Source organism: Mycobacterium sp. NGS48, from assembly GCF_059812585.1.
The window spans coordinates 456,231-474,937 of record NZ_JCALCY010000003.1; the positions used below are offsets into that span (position 1 = coordinate 456,231).

The following is an 18,707-nucleotide window of genomic DNA, read 5'->3' on the forward strand; positions in this document are numbered from 1 at the left end:
ACGCGCTGCGGGTTCGACTCTGATGCCATCCGGCAGAAGTCAATCGATCCGTTCTGCCAGTCAGAGGAGCCGGCGCCGTTGCGGAGAGTTCGCCCGAGTCGCGGTATTTTCGCGACGAGGTGACAACAACCGGGAGGTCCGCATTACCGCGGCCAACGGCCTGGCCACACTGCAGGCCGGTGCCGACGTCGTCCACAGGCTGCTCGGCGACCCCGATCCACTGGTGTGTGCCGCAGCACTCGCCGCGTCTGGCGAATTGGGCTGCAGCGCCGATGATTTGACTGTGGTTGAGCAGGCGCTCCGGTCATCGGCCTGGCAACTACGGGAGGGCGCGGCGCGCGCGCTGTCCGGGGCCCCGCCTGAGTCGGCGGTTCCCTTGCTCGTCCAGACGCTGGGCGATGAGCACCTCGACGTGCGCAAGGCGGCCGTGCTGAGCCTGACCCGGTGGGGCGGTGAAGCCGCGGTGCGGGACGCGCTGAGCGTGGCGCTCAAAGACAACGACGCCGACGTCCGCGCCTACGCCCGGCATGCGTTGGCCGGCGACTCCACATAGCCGTTGACCAGCGCAGCCGCGCGACCCGCACGTGGCCGTCGGCCAAAGCGGCGAATTTCGGCAATCAGCGTCGCACTGGGTGGCTAGGCTTGGCGAGCGTGGCGACTTCGGGTGATTCAGCCAATTCCCGGCTCTCCGTAGAAGACTGGGTGCAGGAAGGTTTTCGGGTACTCGCCGAGGACGGCATCAAGGCCCTGACCCTCGACCGGCTCTGCCGTCGGCTGGGGGTCACCAAAGGCAGCTTCTACTGGCACTTCAGCGACATGAAGGCCTACCGCAAAGCGCTGATCGACGCCTGGGCGGCCGTCCGCGACGAGGATCGCTGGTACTTCGACGACTTGGCGGTCGATCCGCCTCGCCAGCGGCTGTCGCGGATGATGACCGCGCTGGTCGGTCCGCGGCACTGGATGCTGGAGCGCGCAATGCGGGAATGGGCGCGCTCGGAGACGGCAGTCGCTCATGCGGTGCGCGCCTCGGACCAACGTGTCGTCGCCGCCGTGCGGCAGGCTTTCGTCGACGACGGCTTCGACACCGACCAGGCTGATATGCGGGCCAACGCCACGTTTGCCGCAGGGATCGGGTTCTTGCACCTGTCTGGCTCGCGGCCGAGCCCGCAAGCCGCCGGCCGTCGCGAAGCGTTCCTCGAGGTGATGCTGCGGCATTGATGCCGCCCAATGACGCCGAAACTGGTCGCCGCGCGGGCTTTTCACCGATCGCGACTTCGATCGCCGACTACCATACCAAAAGGTATGGTAACGTGCCTGACATGACGGCATCACCCGCGGCTGCGCCGGGGATCACCGACGACTTCGTGGACCGGTTGGCCGAGCGCGCGGGCGAGGCGGAGAAACTGCGCCGACTGCCGCAGGACACCATTGCCGACTACCGGGCCTGTGGACTGGCGCGGCTGTTGCAACCGGCGCGGTACGGCGGGCAGCAGGCGCAGTTTCCCGAGATCTTCGATGCGGTACGGCGAATGGCCCACGGCTGCGCGTCGAGCGCCTGGACGCTGGGCTTCTACACCCTGCACAACTGGATGTTGGCGCTGCTGAGCGAGAAGGCCCAGGACGAAGTGTTCGCCAACGGGCCGGTGCTGTGTCCGGCGCCGCTGGCACCGACCGGACGGGGCACCCCGGTCGACGGTGGCTTTCGGCTGTCCGGACGGTGGTCATGGGCGACCGGCGTGATGGACGCCGACTGGGTGTTGGTCGGCGCGTTCTGTGACCCGGACCCGGCGCTGGTGCTACTGCCGGCCTCCGACATCCAAGTCGACGACGTCTGGCATACCGCGGGGATGTGCGCGACCGGCTCCAACGACGTCATCGTCGACGACGTATGGGTGCCCGGCCACCGCCTGGTCAAGGTCACCGACATCTACGCCGGCACCACACCGGGTGCGCAGTTGCATGACGCGGCGACCTACCGCTGGCCGATGGTGCCCGCCCTGGCCCTGACAGCCGCGATGCCTGCGCTGGGCTCGGCAGAACTGGTCGCCGACACTTATGCACGGCGACTCGGCGAGCGGGTGCTCGCATATTCCGGTGTGGCGCAAAAGGATCAACCGGCCGCACAACTGCGACTCGGTCAAGCACGGGTACGGCTGCAGGCGTTGCGCGCGTTACTCGACGACACCGCAAACCGGATCCAGGACGCCGTCGGTAGCGGGCAGCGGGTCAGCCGGGCGGCCCGTGCGAACGCCCGGGTGGGCGCCGCGCATATCGTGCACGAATCGCGTGCGGTGATCGCCGATCTGCTGGAAGCCTCCGGGGCCAGCGCGCAATTTCTGGACAACCCGTTGCAGCGGGCCAAAAGGGACGTCGACGTCATCTCCGGGCATGTGGTATTCGACTACGACGTCAGCCGCGAACTGGCCGGCGCACTGGAGATCGGTGTGAAAGTCTCACCGATCGCGATGATCTGACGCCTCGGAGGTTCTGAGCGCCACGAGTGTGCGACTTGATACGCCTACCGCGGGCGCGTCGCGTACGAAACCGCACAATCGGCGCGAAACCCTACAACCCCAACGCGCGGTAGGTGCGGCGCACGAACTTCGGTTGTACGGCTTGCAGTTTGGCCTGCGACGTGTTCCCCCCGACCGCGGCGGCCGCATCCGATGAGAGCGTGGGCAGGTTCTGAACCAGGTACAGCAGGATCAGGTTGGCGGCCGGATCGGCCTGCCACCACGTCCCGTAAGCGCCCGGCCAACTGAACGTCCCCAGCCCGCCGGGCCCGAACAACGGCGCCGACTTGGCCGGATCGGTCACCACCGAAAGGTTCAGCCCGAACCCGCGGCCGATCCAGAACGGCGCCCCCAGGAACGAATGTCGCTTCTGCTCGGCGGTGAGCCGGTCGGTGCGAATCGCGCGCGCCGACTCTTCCGACAGCACGCGGACGCCGTCGAGAGTCCCCTCAGCCAGCAGCATTTCAACGAATCGCAGATAGTCGTCGGCCGTCGACCACAGTCCGCCGCCGGCGTTACAGAAATTCGGCATCGTCAGGTGCGGCGGCCCCATCGCGTCGTCGCGCAGCCGGTCGTTCTCATCGAGCCGGTACATCGTCGCGGCTCGCCGCCGCCCCTCGACCGAGACGCAGAACCCGGTGTCGGTCATGCCCAGCGGCTGCAGAATCCGTTGGTCGAGAACCTGATGAAATGGCTTGCCCTCGATCCGCGAGACCAGCACGCCGACCACGTCGATGCCGTGACTGTAGGTGACCCGGTCACCCGGTTGGTGGACCAGCGGCAGATCAGCCAGCGCGGCAAGCCAGCTATCGGGACCTTGACTGAACGGCAACCGAACATACGCCCGCGAGATCGGACCGCCGACCGAAAATCCATATGCCAGACCGCTGGTGTGGGTGAGCAGATCCTCGACCAGGATCGCCCGCTGCGCCGGATGTGTCCGATCCAGCGGACCAGCCGGGTCGTCGAGCACGCGCATCTCGGCGAATTCGGGCAGCCACCGCGAGATCGGCGCGCGCAACGCGAGCTTGCCCTCGTCGACCAGGCTCATCGCGGCGGCGACGGTGACCGGCTTGCTCATCGACGCGATTCGGAACAATGTGTCGCGCTGCATCGGCAGCCCGGCATCAAGGTCGCGGTAACCGACTTCATTGACCTGCAACACTTTTCCGCGCTGCCACACCATGGTCAATGCGCCGGCGAGCAGCCCGTAGTCGCAGGCCTCGCGCATGGAGGTCTGATTTCCCTCGAGGTTCACTCGGCCCGCCGTTGCGCATGGACGTACCAGAACACCATCTCGCCGCCCCATCCTTCGCGGTACACCGCCGCCGGTTCCAGCGACTCGATGTCCCAGCCGGCATCGCCGAGCACATCGCGCAGTGTCTGCTCGGACACTGCGGGCCGCGGCCACTCCTCGTCCGGCGGGTTGGCGTCGGAAAAGCAGCTGAGCAACAAGGTGGCGCCGGCCCGAGTGGCGCGGTGCACCGCGCCGGCGTAGCTGCGTTTGCCGTCCTCGTCGAGGCAGTGGAACATGCCGCTGTCGATGACTGTGTCGAAGGCGTCGGTGTAGCCCGACAGGGTGGTCGCGTCGCCCACCGTGAACGTCACCTCTACGCCCGCGTCCCTGGTGCGGCGCTCGGCGGTGATCAGCGCGGTCGGGGAGATGTCGAGTCCGGTGACGCGGAAACCCCGGCGGGCCAGATAGACGGCGTTGTCACCGAGACCGCAACCGACGTCGAGGACCTCACCGTGCACCAGGCCCTGCTGCTGCCAAGCGACAACGCTGTCCTTGGGTGCCTTGGTGTCCCAGGGCGGGGTCGTCACCGCCGGCCGGCCTGCGCCCGGGTTTTCGCCACGATAGAGCGCGTCGAAATCGATCCCGGAAAAGCCGGACGATTCGGTGCCTGTCATTTTCGCCAGGGTAGTGGGCAGTGCTAGGCTGCCCGACAGTCGACATCCTTTAACGATCCGTCCGGTGAGGCGGAGAAGGAGGTCAAGGTTTCGCATGGGTGCTGCGGGAGACACCGGCACCGGCCGCGAATTGATGTCGGCGGCCGACGTGAGCCGCACCATTTCCCGTATCGCGCACCAGATCATCGAAAAGACCGCGCTGGACGGACCCGACGCGCCAAGGGTGGTGCTGTTGGGCATCCCGACCCGCGGGGTGGCGCTGGCCGAGCGGCTGGCCGCCCACATCGCCGAATTCAGCGGCGTGACGGTCGACCAGGGCGCGCTGGACATCACCCTGTACCGCGACGATCTGATGCAAAAGCCGCCGCGCCCGCTGGAGGCCACCTCGATCCCGGTCGGGGGCATCGACGACGCGCTGGTGATCCTCGTCGACGACGTGCTCTACTCCGGACGGTCGGTGCGCTCGGCGCTCGACGCGCTGCGCGACCAGGGCCGGCCGCGAGCCGTGCAGTTGGCCGTGCTGGTCGACCGCGGCCATCGTGAGCTGCCGGTGCGCGCCGACTACGTGGGCAAGAACGTGCCGACCTCGCGCAGCGAGAGTGTGCATGTACTGCTGGTCGAGCACGACGACCGTGATGGGGTGGTGATCTCCCGATGAGCCCGAGGCACCTGTTGGCGGCCGGTGACCTGTCCCGTGACGAGGCCACCGCGATCCTCGACGACGCCGACCGGTTCGCCGAGGCCCTAGTGGGACGTGAGGTGCGCAAGCTGCCCACGCTGCGAGGTCGCACCGTGATCACGATGTTCTACGAGAACTCCACCCGCACCCGGGTGTCGTTCGAGGTGGCCGGCAAGTGGATGAGCGCCGACGTGATCAACGTCAGTTCGACGGGATCGTCGGTGGCCAAAGGGGAGTCGCTGCGCGATACCGCGCTGACGCTGCGCGCGGCCGGCGCCGACGCGTTGGTGATCCGCCATCCGGCCTCGGGTGCGGCGCATCGGCTTGCCGACTGGACGTCTCCTTTAGGCACCGACGTGGCTGGGCCGTCGGTGATCAATGCCGGCGACGGCACCCACGAGCATCCGACCCAGGCGCTGCTGGACGCCCTGACCATCCGGCAGCGGCTCGGCGGCATCGAGGGCCGGCGCGTCGTGATCGTCGGCGACATCCTGCACAGCCGGGTTGCCCGCTCCAACGTGATGCTGTTGGCGACCCTGGGTGCCGAGGTGGTGCTGGTGGCGCCGCCCACGCTGCTGCCGGTCGGGGTCGCCGACTGGCCGGTCACCGTGTCCTACGACCTGGACGCCGAACTGCCCGCTGCTGATGCGGTGCTGATGCTGCGGGTACAGGCCGAGCGGATGAACGGCGGCTTTTTCCCGACTGCGCGCGAATATTCAGTGCTCTACGGGCTCTCCGACCGGCGGCAGGCCATGCTGCCCGGCCACGCCGTGGTGCTGCATCCGGGTCCGATGCTGCGCGGCATGGAGATCGCGTTCTCAGTGGCCGACTCTTCGCAATCGGCGGTGTTGCAGCAAGTTTCCAACGGGGTGCATGTGCGAATGGCGGTACTGTTCCACCTGCTGGTGGGGGCGGAGGATATCGCAGCGTGAGTGTGCTGATCCGCGGCGTGCGCCGCTACGGCGAGGGCGACCGGGTCGACGTGCTGGTCGACGACGGTCAGATCGCCGAAATCGGTGCGGGACTGGCGATTCCCGATTCCGCCGACGTGATCGACGCCACCGGGCAGGTGCTGCTGCCGGGATTCGTCGATCTGCACACGCATTTGCGTGAACCGGGCCGCGAATACGCCGAGGACATCGAAACCGGTTCGGCCGCAGCTGCGCTCGGCGGCTACACCGCGGTGTTCGCCATGGCCAACACCAATCCCGTCGCCGACAGCCCGGTGGTCACCGACCACGTCTGGCATCGCGGCCAGCAGGTCGGCCTGGTCGACGTGCACCCGGTCGGAGCGGTCACCGTCGGCCTGGCCGGCACTCAACTCACCGAGATGGGCATGATGGCGGCCGGCGCCGCACAGGTGCGGATGTTCTCCGACGACGGCAAGTGCGTCTATGACCCGCTGGTGATGCGCCGCGCCCTGGAGTACGCGACCGGCCTTGGTGTGCTGATCGCCCAGCACGCCGAGGAGCCACGGTTGACGGCCGGCGCCGTCGCCCATGAAGGCCCCACTGCGGCGCGGCTGGGGCTGTCGGGATGGCCCCGGGCGGCCGAAGAGTCGATCGTCGCCCGCGACGCGCTGCTGGCCCGCGACGCCGGTGCCCGGGTACACATCTGCCATGCCTCCACCGCCGGCACCGTCGAGCTCCTGAAATGGGCTAAACAACAAGGTATTTCGATTACCGCCGAGGTGACACCGCATCACCTGCTGCTCGACGACAGTCGACTCGCCAGCTACGACGGCACCAACCGGGTCAACCCGCCGCTGCGCGAGGCCGCCGACGCTATCGCGTTGCGTCAAGCCTTGGCCGACGGGGTAATCGACTGTGTGGCCACCGATCACGCACCCCACGCCGAGCACGAGAAGTGCGTCGAGTTCGCCACTGCGCTGCCCGGCATGCTCGGCCTGCAGACCGCGCTGTCCGTGGTGGTCCAGACGATGGTGGGCCCAGGCTTGCTGACCTGGCGGGACGTGGCGCGGGTGATGAGCGAAAATCCTGCCCGCATTGCCCGGTTGCCCGATCAGGGCCGCCCGCTGGAAGTCGGCGAACCGGCCAACCTGACCGTGGTGGATCCCGATGCCAGCTGGACGGTAACCGGCGCGGAGTTGGCCAGTCGATCGGCCAACACGCCCTACGAATCGATGACGCTGCCTGCGGCGGTGACCGCGACGCTGTTGCGCGGCAAGGTCACCGCCCGCGACGGAAAGAGCCCAGCGTGAACTCCGGGACGCTGGTCATCTCGCTGATCTTCGCCGCTGTTTTGGTGGTGGGGATCACGTTCGTGATCCAGCTGATGATCCGCGGCTGGCGCCGCCGCGGCGAGCGGCAGGCCGCGCTGATCGGCACGCTGCCGCCGGTGCCCGACACGGTGGGCGCGCCGACCGTCGCGCCGACGCGCGGCATCTATGTCGGCTGCACGCTGGTGCCCAGCTGGCACGACCGGGTCGCGGTCGGAGATCTGGGCTACCGCACCAAGGCGGTGCTGACCCGCTACCCGGAGGGGATCATGGTGCAACGCAGCGGCGGCCGGCCGATCTGGATTCCGCAAGAGTCGATCGGCGCCATCCGCACCGAACGCGGCATTGTCGGCAAGGTGACCCCGCGCAACGGGATCCTGGCGATCCGCTGGCGGCTGCCCTCCGGCGCCGAGATCGACACCGGCTTTTGCGGCGACAACCGCGACGATTACGCCCGCTGGCTGCCGGAGGAAGCGTGATGAAAGCAGTGCTGGTCCTGGAGGACGGCCGGATCTTCAGCGGGACCCCGTTCGGGGCGATCGGCGAAACGCTCGGCGAAGCGGTGTTTTCCACTGGAATGTCGGGTTATCAGGAGACGTTGACCGATCCCAGCTACCACCGTCAGATCGTGATCGCGACTGCTCCGCAGATCGGCAATACCGGTTGGAACGACGAGGACGCCGAGAGCCGCGGCGATCGAATCTGGGTCGCCGGCTATGCCGTGCGGGATCTCTCGCCGCGCCCGTCGAACTGGCGGGCCACCACCACGCTCGAAGACGAACTGGTCCGCCAACAGATCGTCGGGATCGCTGGCATCGACACCCGCGCGGTGGTGCGGCATCTGCGCAGCCGCGGCGCGATGAAAGCGGGCGTGTTCTCCGGTGCCGCGCTCGCCGACTCTGAAGAGTTACTGCAGCGGGTGCGGGGCCAGCAGCCGATGCTGGGCGCCGACCTCGCGGGCCAAGTCAGCACGGACGGCAGCTACGTCGTCGATCCCGAAGGGTCGCACCGGTTTACCGTGGCCGCGCTCGATCTCGGGATCAAGACCAACACGCCGCGCAACTTCGCCCGCCGCGGCATCCGCAGCCATGTGCTGCCGTCGTCGACGACCTTCGAGCAGATCGCCGAGATCAGGCCGCACGGCGTGTTCTTGTCCAACGGTCCGGGCGACCCGGCCACCGCCGCGCATGTCGTCGAGGTGACCCGAGAGGTGCTGGGCGCCGGAATCCCGTTGTTCGGCATTTGTTTCGGCAACCAGATCCTGGGCCGCGCGTTGGGCCTGTCCACCTACAAGATGGTGTTCGGTCACCGCGGGATCAACATCCCGGTGATGGACCATGCCACCGGGCGGGTCGCGGTGACCGCGCAGAACCATGGCTTCGCCCTGGAAGGCGAGGCGGGGCAACGGTTCGACACGCCGTTCGGCCCGGCGGTCGTCAGCCACACCTGCGCCAATGACGGTGTCGTGGAAGGCGTCAAACTGGCTGACGGGCAGGCTTTCTCGGTGCAATACCATCCGGAGGCCGCCGCCGGGCCGCACGACGCGGAATACCTGTTCGACCAGTTCGTCGACCTGATGGAGGCCCGGCGATGAGCCCCCTCACCATTACCGCGAGCGTGCGTGTTCCCGCCCGACACGCCGAGCGTGCGGGCGGGAACACGCACGCTCGCGCCAGAAAGGTGGGCAACTAGTGCCGCGTCGTAATGACCTCAACCATGTCTTGGTGATCGGGTCCGGGCCGATCGTCATCGGGCAGGCCTGCGAGTTCGACTATTCGGGCACTCAGGCCTGCCGGGTGCTGCGCGCCGAGGGCCTGCAGGTAAGCCTGGTCAACTCCAACCCGGCCACCATCATGACCGACCCGGAGTATGCCGACCACACCTACGTCGAGCCGATCACCGCGGGCTTCGTCGAACGGGTCATCGCCCAGCAGGCCGAGCGCGGCAACAAGATCGACGCGCTATTGGCCACCCTGGGCGGCCAAACCGCACTCAATACCGCGGTCGCGCTCTACGAGAACGGGGTTCTGGAGCGCTACGGCGTCGAGCTGATCGGCGCTGATTTCGACGCCATCCAGCGCGGCGAGGACCGGCAGCGGTTCAAGGACATCGTCGCCAAGGTCGGCGGCGAATCCGCACGCAGCCGCGTGTGTTTCACGATGGACGAGGTCCGCGAGACCGTCGAGGAGCTGGGGCTGCCGGTGGTGGTACGGCCGAGCTTCACCATGGGCGGTCTGGGCTCGGGAATGGCGCACAGCGCCGAGGAAGTCGAGCGGATGGCCGGCGCCGGGCTGGCCGCCTCGCCGAGCGCCAACGTGCTGATCGAGGAATCGATCTACGGCTGGAAGGAATTTGAACTCGAGCTGATGCGCGACGGCAACGACAACGTCGTGGTGGTGTGCTCGATCGAAAACGTCGACCCCATGGGTGTGCACACCGGTGACTCGGTGACCGTCGCGCCGGCGATGACCCTGACCGATCGGGAATACCAGCGGATGCGGGATCTGGGCATCGCGATCCTGCGTGAGGTCGGCGTGGACACCGGCGGCTGCAACATTCAGTTCGCGGTCGACCCGCGCGATGGTCGGCTAATCGTCATCGAGATGAATCCGCGGGTGTCGCGGTCCTCGGCGCTGGCGTCGAAGGCCACCGGATTTCCGATCGCCAAGATCGCCGCCAAACTGGCCATCGGCTACACCCTCGACGAGATCCTCAACGACATCACCAAAGAGACCCCAGCCTGTTTCGAACCCACGCTGGACTACGTCGTGGTCAAGGCGCCGCGGTTCGCGTTCGAGAAGTTCGTCGGCGCCGATCCGACGCTGACCACCACAATGAAATCCGTCGGCGAGGCAATGTCGTTGGGCCGCAACTTCGTCGAGGCACTCGGCAAGGTGATGCGGTCGCTGGAGACCAGTCGTGCCGGGTTCTGGACCAAGCCGGACCCGCAAACCGACGTCGAGGACACCCTGGAGCGGCTGCGCACCCCGACCGAGGGCCGGCTCTACGATATCGAGCTGGCGTTGCGGCTGGGCGCTTCGGTCGAGCAGGTGTCGGACGCATCCGGAGTCGACCCGTGGTTCGTCGCGCAGATCGCCGAACTGGTGGGGCTGCGGCGTGAGCTGGCCGACGCCGCGGTGCTCGACGTGGATCTGCTGCAGCGCGCCAAACACAACGGCCTGTCCGACCGCCAGATCGCCGCGCTGCGACCGGAATTGGCCGGTGAGGACGGCGTGCGGTCACTGCGGGGGCGGCTGGGTATCCACCCGGTGTACAAGACGGTGGACACCTGCGCGGCGGAGTTTGAGGCCAAGACGCCGTACCACTACAGCAGCTACGAGCTCGACCCGGCCGCTGAAACCGAGGTAGCCCCGCAAACCGACAAACCCAAGGTGCTCATCCTCGGGTCGGGCCCCAACCGCATCGGGCAAGGCATCGAGTTCGACTACAGCTGCGTACATGCGGCAACCACGTTGTCGCGGGCCGGCTTCGAGACGGTGATGGTCAACTGCAACCCGGAGACCGTCTCCACCGACTACGACACCGCTGACCGGTTGTACTTCGAGCCGTTGACCTTCGAGGACGTGCTGGAGGTGTTTTACGCCGAGTCCCAGTCGGGCATCGGTGGCCCGGGAGTGGTCGGTGTCATCGTGCAGCTCGGCGGCCAGACGCCGCTTGGCCTGGCGCAACGGCTTGCCGACGCCGGCGTGCCGATCGTCGGAACGCCGCCGGAAGCGATCGATTTGGCCGAAGACCGCGGCGCCTTCGGTGACGTACTCAACGCGGCGGGGTTGCCGGCGCCACGGTTCGGCACCGCGACAACCTACGAGCAGGCCCGCCGGATCGCCGCCGAGATCGGCTACCCCGTGCTGGTGCGGCCGTCGTATGTGCTGGGCGGTCGGGGCATGGAGATCGTCTACGACGACGAGACGTTGCAGGGCTACATCGCCCGCGCCACCGAGTTGTCGCCCGAGCACCCGGTGCTGGTTGACCGTTTCCTCGAGGATGCGATCGAAATCGACGTCGACGCATTGTGCGACGGCAGCGAAGTTTATATCGGCGGCATCATGGAGCACATCGAAGAGGCCGGCATCCACTCCGGGGACTCGGCGTGCGCACTACCTCCGGTCACGCTGGGGCGCACCGATATCGAAAAGGTGCGACGGGCCACCGAGGCAATCGCGCACGGCATCGGCGTGGTGGGACTGCTCAATGTGCAATTCGCGCTGAAGGACGACGTGCTCTACGTGCTGGAGGCCAACCCGCGCGCCAGCCGCACGGTGCCCTTTGTCTCGAAGGCGACGGCGATACCGCTGGCCAAGGCGTGCGCGCGAATCATGCTGGGCGCCAACATTGCCCAGCTGCGCTCGGAGAAGCTATTGGAGGCCTCCGGTGATGGTGCCAGCGCGGCGCCGCATGCTCCAATCGCGGTCAAGGAAGCGGTGTTGCCGTTCCACCGGTTCCGTACCGCCGACGGTTCTGGAATCGACTCGTTGCTGGGGCCTGAGATGAAATCGACCGGCGAGGTCATGGGCATCGACCGCGACTTCGGCAGCGCATTCGCCAAAAGCCAAACCGCCGCCTACGGTTCGTTGCCGGCGCAGGGCACGGTGTTCGTGTCGGTGGCCAACCGCGACAAGCGGTCGCTGGTGTTCCCGGTCAAGCGGCTGGCCGACTTGGGCTTTCGGGTGCTGGCCACCGAAGGCACCGCGGAGATGCTGCGCCGTAATGGCATTCCCTGCGACGAGGTGCGGAAGCATTTCGAACCGCCGCGACCGGACCGACCGCCGCTGTCGGCTGTCGACGCGATCCGCGCCGGCGAGGTCGACATGGTGATCAACACGCCCTACGGCAACTCCGGGCCGCGCATCGACGGTTACGAGATCCGTTCGGCAGCAGTGGGAATGAACATCCCCTGCGTGACAACCGTGCAGGGCGCCTCGGCCGCCGTCCAGGGCATCGAAGCGGGAATCCGCGGAGACATCGGCGTGCGCTCGCTGCAAGAGTTGCACAGCGCCATCGGCGACCATCGAGCATGAGCGGATTCGGCGCCAAACTGGCCGAGGCCAGGTCGCAGCGCGGACCGTTATGCCTTGGGATAGACCCCCATCCTGAACTGTTGCGCAGCTGGGATTTGCCGCCGACACCCGACGGATTGGCCGCGTTCTGCGACACCTGTGTGCAGGCGTTCGCCGGATTCGCCATGGTCAAACCGCAAGTGGCGTTTTTCGAGGCCTATGGTGCTGCCGGATACCAGGTATTGGAGCGCACGATCGGCGCCCTGCGTGCCGCTGGTGTGCTGGTGTTGGCCGATGCCAAACGGGGCGATATCGGGTCGACGATGGCCGCCTACGCCGAAGCGTGGCTGGGCGAGTCGCCGCTGACGGCCGACGCGGTGACAGCCTCGCCCTATCTGGGATTCGGTTCGCTGCAGCCGCTGCTGGACACCGCGGTGAGCCGCGAGCGGGGAGTATTCGTACTGGCCGCCACCTCCAACCCGGAAGGCGCCGGCGTGCAGCGGGCCATGAGCGGCGGTCGCACTGTTGCGCAGACCGTGGTCGACGACGTCGCCGCGTGGAACCGGACCCGCCAGCCCGCTTCGGTCGGGGTTGTCGTCGGCGCCACGCTGGCCGAGGTGCCCAATCTCAACGACCTCGGTGGGCCGGTGCTGCTGCCTGGTATCGGCGCTCAGGGTGGCCGGGCCGACGCGTTATCGCGACTGGGTGGGGCGAGCTCAAACCAGCTGTGGCCCGCGGTGTCGCGCGACGTGCTGCGGGCCGGACCGGACGTCGTCGCCCTGCGCGCGGCCGGCGAGCAGATGCGCGACGCGGTCGCATACCTGACTGCGGGATAACGCACCGGCTACCAGAAGGCGGGCCACTCGGTGATGGCCCGCCTTCATCCTGCGCGAGTACTCAGCGACGGCCGGAAGTCGGCGTGATCTGAGCGGGGTGGTGCTTGAGTTGCTTCTTGTCGTTTGACGACCTTTTTCCGGTCGTGGTGGTCGAGTTTGACGCTCGGTCCAGGGGCCGGGGCGGGTGCACCCTTACTGGTAGCCACCGGCGAAATGCCCGGTGCTGGAGCCGCATTCGCCGTCGCGATACCGCCGCTCACGAGCCCAGCCAGTCCGACGCCGGCAGCGATCGACGAGGCGCACAGCATTCGTTTTGCGTTCACAGGTCTTACTCCCTTTCCATCTCGTATGTTGTCGGCCTACGCCCTGAACGTTAAGCGGCAAAGCCGTTGTCATGCTGAGCCGGCGTTGTGGACGGCCTGCTAACAACTAACGGAAATGCGCACGGGTAGTTGTGATTTGGCTGCCAGTCGGCGGACATGGCATCCGGATCCGACGACGCGGCGTATCTTGCCGACACGCGCCTGGTTAGGCGGACTGTCCGGGTGTTTCGACGATGACGGTGGTGGCTTTGACGATGGCCACCGCGACGCTGCCAGGCTCGAGCTCCAACTCGCGAGCGGCCTCCGCGCTCATCAGGGAGACGACGGTGAAGGGTCCGCACTGCATCTCGACGCGGGCCATCACCTTGTCCGTCTCCACTTTGGTGACCAAGCCGACGAAGCGGTTGCGTGCCGAACTGCCGACGCCGAGCGGGTTTGGCGGCTGTAGCGGCGCGTTGGTTCGCGCGAATTCCGCCAGGACGTCGCCGGCAATCACCTTTCGGCCGGATTGGTCGTGGCTGACGGACAGGGTGCCCTGGTCGATCCACCGCCGAACGGTGTCGTCGCTGACCCCCAGCAACTCGGCGGCCTCACGGATCCGCATCGTCGGCACGAGCCGATCCTATCCTGTGCGACTACTCCGGACCCGCCCGTCGGCGCGGATAACGTCAGTCCCTACTACGAAACGTAGTAACAGCTGTCACGTGGCCCGGCCCCGCCCATCCCGCCCGGTAAACGCCGAGAGCCGCGTTGCCGGCTCCGGCGCGAAGCGCCGCGCGACACGCGCGACACGCCGTGACGTGCGTAATTGATCAAATTTCGGGTTGTCAGCACCTTTTAAGGCACTCGCGACGGTTGGGCCTCGCCCAGCGTCAGGCCGGAGCGGCAGCCAAAACCCCTGCTAGACAGCGGATCCGGGTCCCGCTCAGGCGAAGGTAGCTCGTCGGGCCGGTGCCCGGCCACGCCGCTGCGCGTCCCGCCGAAGTACCGCCGCACCGCCCCGCACGCTGGGCCTTTGTGGCTCTAACCAGGGGGGCGGGTTAGATTTCGTCTGGCACCGTGAGTACGGTCGTCTCCGCTGGCTGGAGTACCCGGCTGAGATAAACCAAAGATCGATGAGACGGAGGAATCGTGGCCCTTCCCCAGTTGACCGACGAGCAGCGCGCGGCCGCGTTGGAGAAGGCTGCTGCCGCGCGTCGAGCGCGTGCCGAGCTCAAGGACCGGCTCAAGCGCGGCGGCACCAACCTCAAGCAGGTGCTCAAGGATGCTGAGACCGACGAGGTTTTGGGCAAGATGAAGGTATCTGCGCTGCTGGAGGCGTTGCCGAAGGTAGGCAAGGTCAAGGCGCAGGAAATCATGACTGAGCTCGAAATCGCACCGACCCGCCGCCTGCGTGGGCTCGGCGATCGTCAGCGCAAGGCACTGCTGGAAAAGTTCGACTTCTCCTAAACCCGACGACGATGCAGGCCGGAGGGCCTGAGCGCCAGTCGGGCAAGTTAGTCGAGGGGAGTCGGTGAGCGCCGACGGAGGACCGGACGGCGAGCGCGACGAACGGCTGCGGCCGCAAGCCGCAGGACGTGTTGTCGTGCTGTCCGGTCCCTCTGCGGTCGGCAAATCGACGCTGGTCCGCTGCCTGCGTGAGCGCATCGCCGACCTGCACTTCAGCGTGTCGGCGACGACTCGGGAGCCCCGTCCGGGCGAGGTCGACGGTGTCGACTACCACTTCGTGACGGCTGCACGATTTCAGCAGCTGATCGACGAGGGCGCGCTGCTGGAGTGGGCCGACATCCACGGCGGGCTACACCGGTCCGGCACGTTGGCTCAGCCGGTCCGAGAGGCCACCGAATCCGGCCATCCGGTGCTCATCGAGGTGGACCTGGCCGGAGCCCGCGCGGTCAAGCAGGCACTGCCGGAAGCGATCACGGTGTTCCTGGCGCCGCCGAGCTGGGAGGTGCTTGAGGCCAGATTGGTCGGCCGCGGCACCGAGACCGCCGAAGTAATCCGCCGTCGGCTTACCACCGCCCGGACCGAAATGGCAGCTCAGGGTGATTTCGATGAGATCGTGGTGAACAGTCGATTGGAAACTGCCTGCTCGGAGTTGGTATCCTTGCTGGTGGGCACCGCGCCGGATACGGCGTGATCCGCCATCTAGAGCCGATTCACCACCGCACATTGTCCGCCGCTCTACGCCGCCAGGAGAAAGACTTACGTGAGCACCCCGCAATCCGACGCACAACTTGCCGCCGTTTCCACCATGGATCAACTGGATCCGGCATCCGGCGCGGTCGGCTATGACACGCCGCTGGGCATCACCAACCCCCCCATCGACGAGCTGCTGGACCGCGTGTCGAGCAAGTACGCGCTGGTGATCTACGCCGCCAAGCGGGCCCGGCAGATCAACGACTACTACAACCAGCTCGGTGAGGGCATCCTCGAGTACGTCGGGCCGCTGGTCGAGCCCGGGCTGCAGGAAAAGCCGTTGTCGATCGCGATGCGCGAGATCCACGCCGACCTGCTCGAGCACACCGAAGGCGAATAAGACGGTCAGGCGCCACGGAATGCTCGAAGAGCGGGAGTGATGGACCGCAAACGGATCGTCGTCGGCGTTTCGGGTGGCATCGCCGCCTACAAGGCATGCACCGTGGTGCGCCAGCTCACCGAGGCCGGCCACCAGGTTCGGGTCATCCCCACCGAATCCGCCCTTCGTTTCGTCGGGGCCGCGACCTTCGAGGCGCTCTCCGGCCAGCCGGTGCACACCGGCGTCTTCGACGATGTCCCGGCGGTGCCGCACGTCGCGATCGGCCAGCAAGCCGATCTGGTCGTCGTCGCGCCGGCCACCGCCGACCTGCTGGCCCGCGCCGTCGCCGGCCGGGCCGACGACCTGCTCACCGCAACCCTGCTCACCGCGCGATGCCCGGTCCTGTTCGCGCCCGCCATGCACACCGAGATGTGGCTACACCCCGCCACGCAGGACAACGTGGCCACGCTGCGCCGTCGCGGTGCCGTGGTGCTGGAACCCGCGTCCGGGCGTCTTACCGGCGCCGACAGCGGCGCCGGCCGGCTGCCCGAGGCCGAAGAGATCACCACGCTGGTCCGCCTGCTGCTGGAGCGGCACGACGCGCTGCCCTATGACATGGCCGGTTGCCGGCTGCTGGTGACCGCCGGGGGCACCCGCGAGCCGATCGACCCGGTGCGCTTTATCGGCAACCGCAGCTCGGGAAAGCAGGGCTATGCGCTGGCGCGGGTGGCCGCCCAGCGCGGCGCCGAGGTGACGCTGATCGCCGGACACACCGCCGGGCTCATCGACCCCGCCGGTGTCGAGGTGGTGCAGGTCAGCTCCGCGCAGCAGCTGCGCGACGCGGTCTCCAAGCACGCGCCCGACGCCCACGTGCTGGCGATGGCCGCGGCCGTCGCCGACTTCCGTCCGTCGCAGGTGGCGACCGCCAAGATCAAGAAGGGCGCCGAGGCGCCGCCGGTCATCGAGCTCGTCCGCAACGACGACGTGCTGGCCGCCGCAGTGCGGTCCCGCGCCGACGGCCAACTGCCCAACATGCGGGCAATCGTCGGGTTCGCCGCCGAGACTGGCGACGATAACGGCGACGTGTTGTTCCACGCCCGGGCCAAGCTGCGCCGCAAGGGCTGCGACCTGCTGGTGGTCAATGCCGTCGGCGAGGGTAAGGCTTTCGAGGTGGACAGCAACGACGGTTGGTTGCTGAGCTCCGACGGCACCGAGACGGCGCTGCAGCACGGCTCGAAGACGCTGATGGCCAGTCGTATCGTGGACGCAATCGCCACCTTTCTGCAGGGCGGCGGCGGGTAGGCGCGTTATCGTGTGACGCCCGCCCCCGCGGGCCGGGCGACGAGCATGGCGATATACTTCGCCTAACTAACATTTTGTCGAGAATGGGAAGGATCTGGGTGTGAGCGAAAAGGGTCGGCTGTTCACCAGTGAGTCGGTAACCGAGGGCCATCCCGACAAGATCTGTGACGCGATCAGCGACTCGGTGCTCGACGCGCTGCTGGCCGACGACCCGAGGTCGCGGGTGGCGGTCGAGACGCTGGTCACCACCGGCCAGGTTCATGTGGTCGGGGAGGTGACGACGACCGCGAAGGAAGCGTTCGCCGACATCACCAACACCGTCCGCAGTCGCATCCTCGACATCGGTTACGACTCATCGGACAAGGGCTTCGACGGGACCACCTGCGGTGTCAACATCGGCATCGGCGCCCAGTCGCCCGACATCGCCCAAGGCGTCGACACCGCCCATGAGACCCGCGTCGAGGGCGCGGGTGACCCGCTGGACGCGCAGGGCGCCGGGGATCAGGGCCTGATGTTCGGCTATGCGATCAAAGACACCCCCGAGTACATGCCGCTGCCGATCGCGCTGGCGCACCGGCTGTCGCGCCGGCTCACCGAGGTTCGCAAGAACGGCGTGCTGGACTACCTGCGGCCAGACGGTAAAACCCAGGTCACCGTCCAGTACGACGGCGCCATCCCGGTGCGGCTGGACACGGTGGTGCTGTCCACCCAGCATGCCGACGGCATCGACCTGGAAGGAACGCTGACTCCGGACATTCGCGAGAAGGTCGTCAACACGGTCCTGTCCGACCTTGCGCACGACACCATGGACACCTCCGACTGCCGGCTGCTGGTCAACCCGACCGGCAAGTTCGTCCTCGGCGGGCCGATGGGCGACGCCGGGCTGACCGGCCGCAAGATCATCGTCGACACCTATGGCGGCTGGGCCCGCCACGGCGGCGGCGCGTTCTCCGGCAAGGATCCGTCGAAGGTGGACCGCTCGGCGGCCTACGCGATGCGCTGGGTGGCCAAAAACGTCGTGGCCGCAGGGCTGGCCGAGCGGGTGGAGGTGCAGGTCGCCTACGCCATCGGCAAGGCCGCTCCGGTGGGATTGTTCGTCGAGACGTTCGGCACCGAGACCGTCGACCCGATCAAGATCGAGAAGGCCATCGGCGAGGTGTTCGACCTGCGGCCCGGCGCAATCATCCGCGACCTCGACCTGCTGCGGCCGATCTACGCGCAGACCGCCGCCTACGGCCACTTCGGCCGCACCGACGTCGAGCTGCCCTGGGAGCAGCTCAACATGGTCGACGCGCTGAAATCAGCCATCTAGCGGGCGAGCAGACGCAGAATCGCATGCGAAACGCCCGCGCAGTGCGATTCTCTGTC

Annotated in this window: 17 protein-coding genes and 1 pseudogene; 15 read left to right on the top strand and 3 right to left on the bottom strand. The window is 67.5% G+C overall.

Going from position 1 to position 18,707, the window contains the following annotated elements:
- Window positions 1–103: 103 nt before the first annotated feature.
- From AC5Y42_RS09065 to AC5Y42_RS09075, 3 genes and pseudogenes are all read left to right on the top strand, one after another.
- Window positions 104–553: pseudogene (locus AC5Y42_RS09065) on the top strand (HEAT repeat domain-containing protein); the annotation flags it as partial.
- Between the two features lie 89 nt (window positions 554–642).
- Window positions 643–1,218, top strand: a complete 576-nt coding sequence (locus tag AC5Y42_RS09070) for a TetR/AcrR family transcriptional regulator (protein ID WP_499897459.1) — start codon at window positions 643–645, stop codon at window positions 1,216–1,218.
- Window positions 1,219–1,319: 101 nt separating this feature from the next.
- Window positions 1,320–2,474 (top strand): acyl-CoA dehydrogenase family protein, encoded by a 1,155-nt coding sequence (locus AC5Y42_RS09075; RefSeq protein ID WP_499897462.1) that lies wholly within the window; start codon window positions 1,320–1,322, stop codon window positions 2,472–2,474.
- 91 nt (window positions 2,475–2,565) lie between these two features.
- Here the strand turns inward: AC5Y42_RS09075 and AC5Y42_RS09080 are convergent, their stop codons facing one another.
- Both AC5Y42_RS09080 and AC5Y42_RS09085 read right to left on the bottom strand, forming a co-directional pair.
- On the bottom strand, window positions 2,566–3,771 hold the full coding sequence (locus AC5Y42_RS09080; RefSeq protein WP_499897463.1) for a serine hydrolase domain-containing protein: 1,206 nt from the start codon (window positions 3,769–3,771) through the stop codon (window positions 2,566–2,568).
- A complete protein-coding gene (locus tag AC5Y42_RS09085) occupies window positions 3,768–4,424 on the bottom strand; it encodes a class I SAM-dependent methyltransferase (RefSeq protein ID WP_499897465.1) in 657 nt (218 codons plus the stop codon). Before AC5Y42_RS09085 ends, AC5Y42_RS09080 begins: the two co-directional genes overlap by 4 nt.
- Window positions 4,425–4,518: 94 nt before the next feature.
- Between AC5Y42_RS09085 and pyrR the strand changes: the two genes are divergently transcribed.
- The 7 genes from pyrR (at window position 4,519) to pyrF (ending at window position 13,196) form a co-directional block, all read left to right on the top strand.
- Entirely contained in the window at window positions 4,519–5,082 is a 564-nt protein-coding gene (pyrR, locus tag AC5Y42_RS09090; protein ID WP_499897467.1) for a bifunctional pyr operon transcriptional regulator/uracil phosphoribosyltransferase PyrR, read from the top strand.
- The gene (locus tag AC5Y42_RS09095) at window positions 5,079–6,035 is read left to right on the top strand and encodes an aspartate carbamoyltransferase catalytic subunit (protein WP_499897468.1); all 957 of its coding nucleotides are present in this window, start codon (window positions 5,079–5,081) and stop codon (window positions 6,033–6,035) included. Before pyrR ends, AC5Y42_RS09095 begins: the two co-directional genes overlap by 4 nt.
- Window positions 6,032–7,324 carry a dihydroorotase gene (locus AC5Y42_RS09100; protein WP_499897469.1) on the top strand — a complete coding sequence of 431 codons (1,293 nt, stop codon included), beginning with the start codon at window positions 6,032–6,034 and terminating at the stop codon, window positions 7,322–7,324. The genes AC5Y42_RS09095 and AC5Y42_RS09100 overlap by 4 nt, the downstream gene beginning before the upstream one ends.
- Window positions 7,321–7,821 (top strand): PH-like domain-containing protein, encoded by a 501-nt coding sequence (locus AC5Y42_RS09105; RefSeq protein WP_499897471.1) that lies wholly within the window; start codon window positions 7,321–7,323, stop codon window positions 7,819–7,821. Before AC5Y42_RS09100 ends, AC5Y42_RS09105 begins: the two co-directional genes overlap by 4 nt.
- Window positions 7,818–8,936 (top strand): glutamine-hydrolyzing carbamoyl-phosphate synthase small subunit, encoded by a 1,119-nt coding sequence (gene carA, locus AC5Y42_RS09110; RefSeq protein WP_499897472.1) that lies wholly within the window; start codon window positions 7,818–7,820, stop codon window positions 8,934–8,936. Before AC5Y42_RS09105 ends, carA begins: the two co-directional genes overlap by 4 nt.
- Window positions 8,937–9,033: 97 nt before the next feature.
- Complete coding sequence (gene carB, locus AC5Y42_RS09115) at window positions 9,034–12,381, top strand: carbamoyl-phosphate synthase large subunit (RefSeq protein ID WP_499897474.1); 3,348 nt, start codon at window positions 9,034–9,036, stop codon at window positions 12,379–12,381.
- Complete coding sequence (pyrF, locus tag AC5Y42_RS09120) at window positions 12,378–13,196, top strand: orotidine-5'-phosphate decarboxylase (RefSeq protein ID WP_499897476.1); 819 nt, start codon at window positions 12,378–12,380, stop codon at window positions 13,194–13,196. Before carB ends, pyrF begins: the two co-directional genes overlap by 4 nt.
- Window positions 13,197–13,724: 528 nt before the next feature.
- Here pyrF and AC5Y42_RS09125 read toward each other — a convergent pair.
- Window positions 13,725–14,132 carry a TOBE domain-containing protein gene (locus AC5Y42_RS09125; protein ID WP_499897478.1) on the bottom strand — a complete coding sequence of 136 codons (408 nt, stop codon included), beginning with the start codon at window positions 14,130–14,132 and terminating at the stop codon, window positions 13,725–13,727.
- Between the two features lie 518 nt (window positions 14,133–14,650).
- Between AC5Y42_RS09125 and mihF the strand changes: the two genes are divergently transcribed.
- From mihF to metK, 5 genes are all read left to right on the top strand, one after another.
- The gene (gene mihF / locus AC5Y42_RS09130; RefSeq protein ID WP_003932123.1) at window positions 14,651–14,968 is read left to right on the top strand and encodes an integration host factor, actinobacterial type; all 318 of its coding nucleotides are present in this window, start codon (window positions 14,651–14,653) and stop codon (window positions 14,966–14,968) included.
- 64 nt (window positions 14,969–15,032) lie between these two features.
- The gene (gmk, locus tag AC5Y42_RS09135; RefSeq protein ID WP_499897479.1) at window positions 15,033–15,659 is read left to right on the top strand and encodes a guanylate kinase; all 627 of its coding nucleotides are present in this window, start codon (window positions 15,033–15,035) and stop codon (window positions 15,657–15,659) included.
- A gap of 69 nt (window positions 15,660–15,728) precedes the next feature.
- The gene (gene rpoZ, locus AC5Y42_RS09140; protein WP_499890324.1) at window positions 15,729–16,058 is read left to right on the top strand and encodes a DNA-directed RNA polymerase subunit omega; all 330 of its coding nucleotides are present in this window, start codon (window positions 15,729–15,731) and stop codon (window positions 16,056–16,058) included.
- A 39-nt stretch (window positions 16,059–16,097) separates the two neighbouring features.
- Window positions 16,098–17,339: a bifunctional phosphopantothenoylcysteine decarboxylase/phosphopantothenate--cysteine ligase CoaBC gene (gene coaBC / locus AC5Y42_RS09145; RefSeq protein ID WP_499897481.1), complete on the top strand. Its 1,242-nt coding sequence runs from the start codon at window positions 16,098–16,100 to the stop codon at window positions 17,337–17,339.
- A 100-nt stretch (window positions 17,340–17,439) separates the two neighbouring features.
- Window positions 17,440–18,651 carry a methionine adenosyltransferase gene (metK, locus tag AC5Y42_RS09150; RefSeq protein ID WP_499897483.1) on the top strand — a complete coding sequence of 404 codons (1,212 nt, stop codon included), beginning with the start codon at window positions 17,440–17,442 and terminating at the stop codon, window positions 18,649–18,651.
- The last annotated feature ends 56 nt before the right edge of the window (window positions 18,652–18,707 follow it).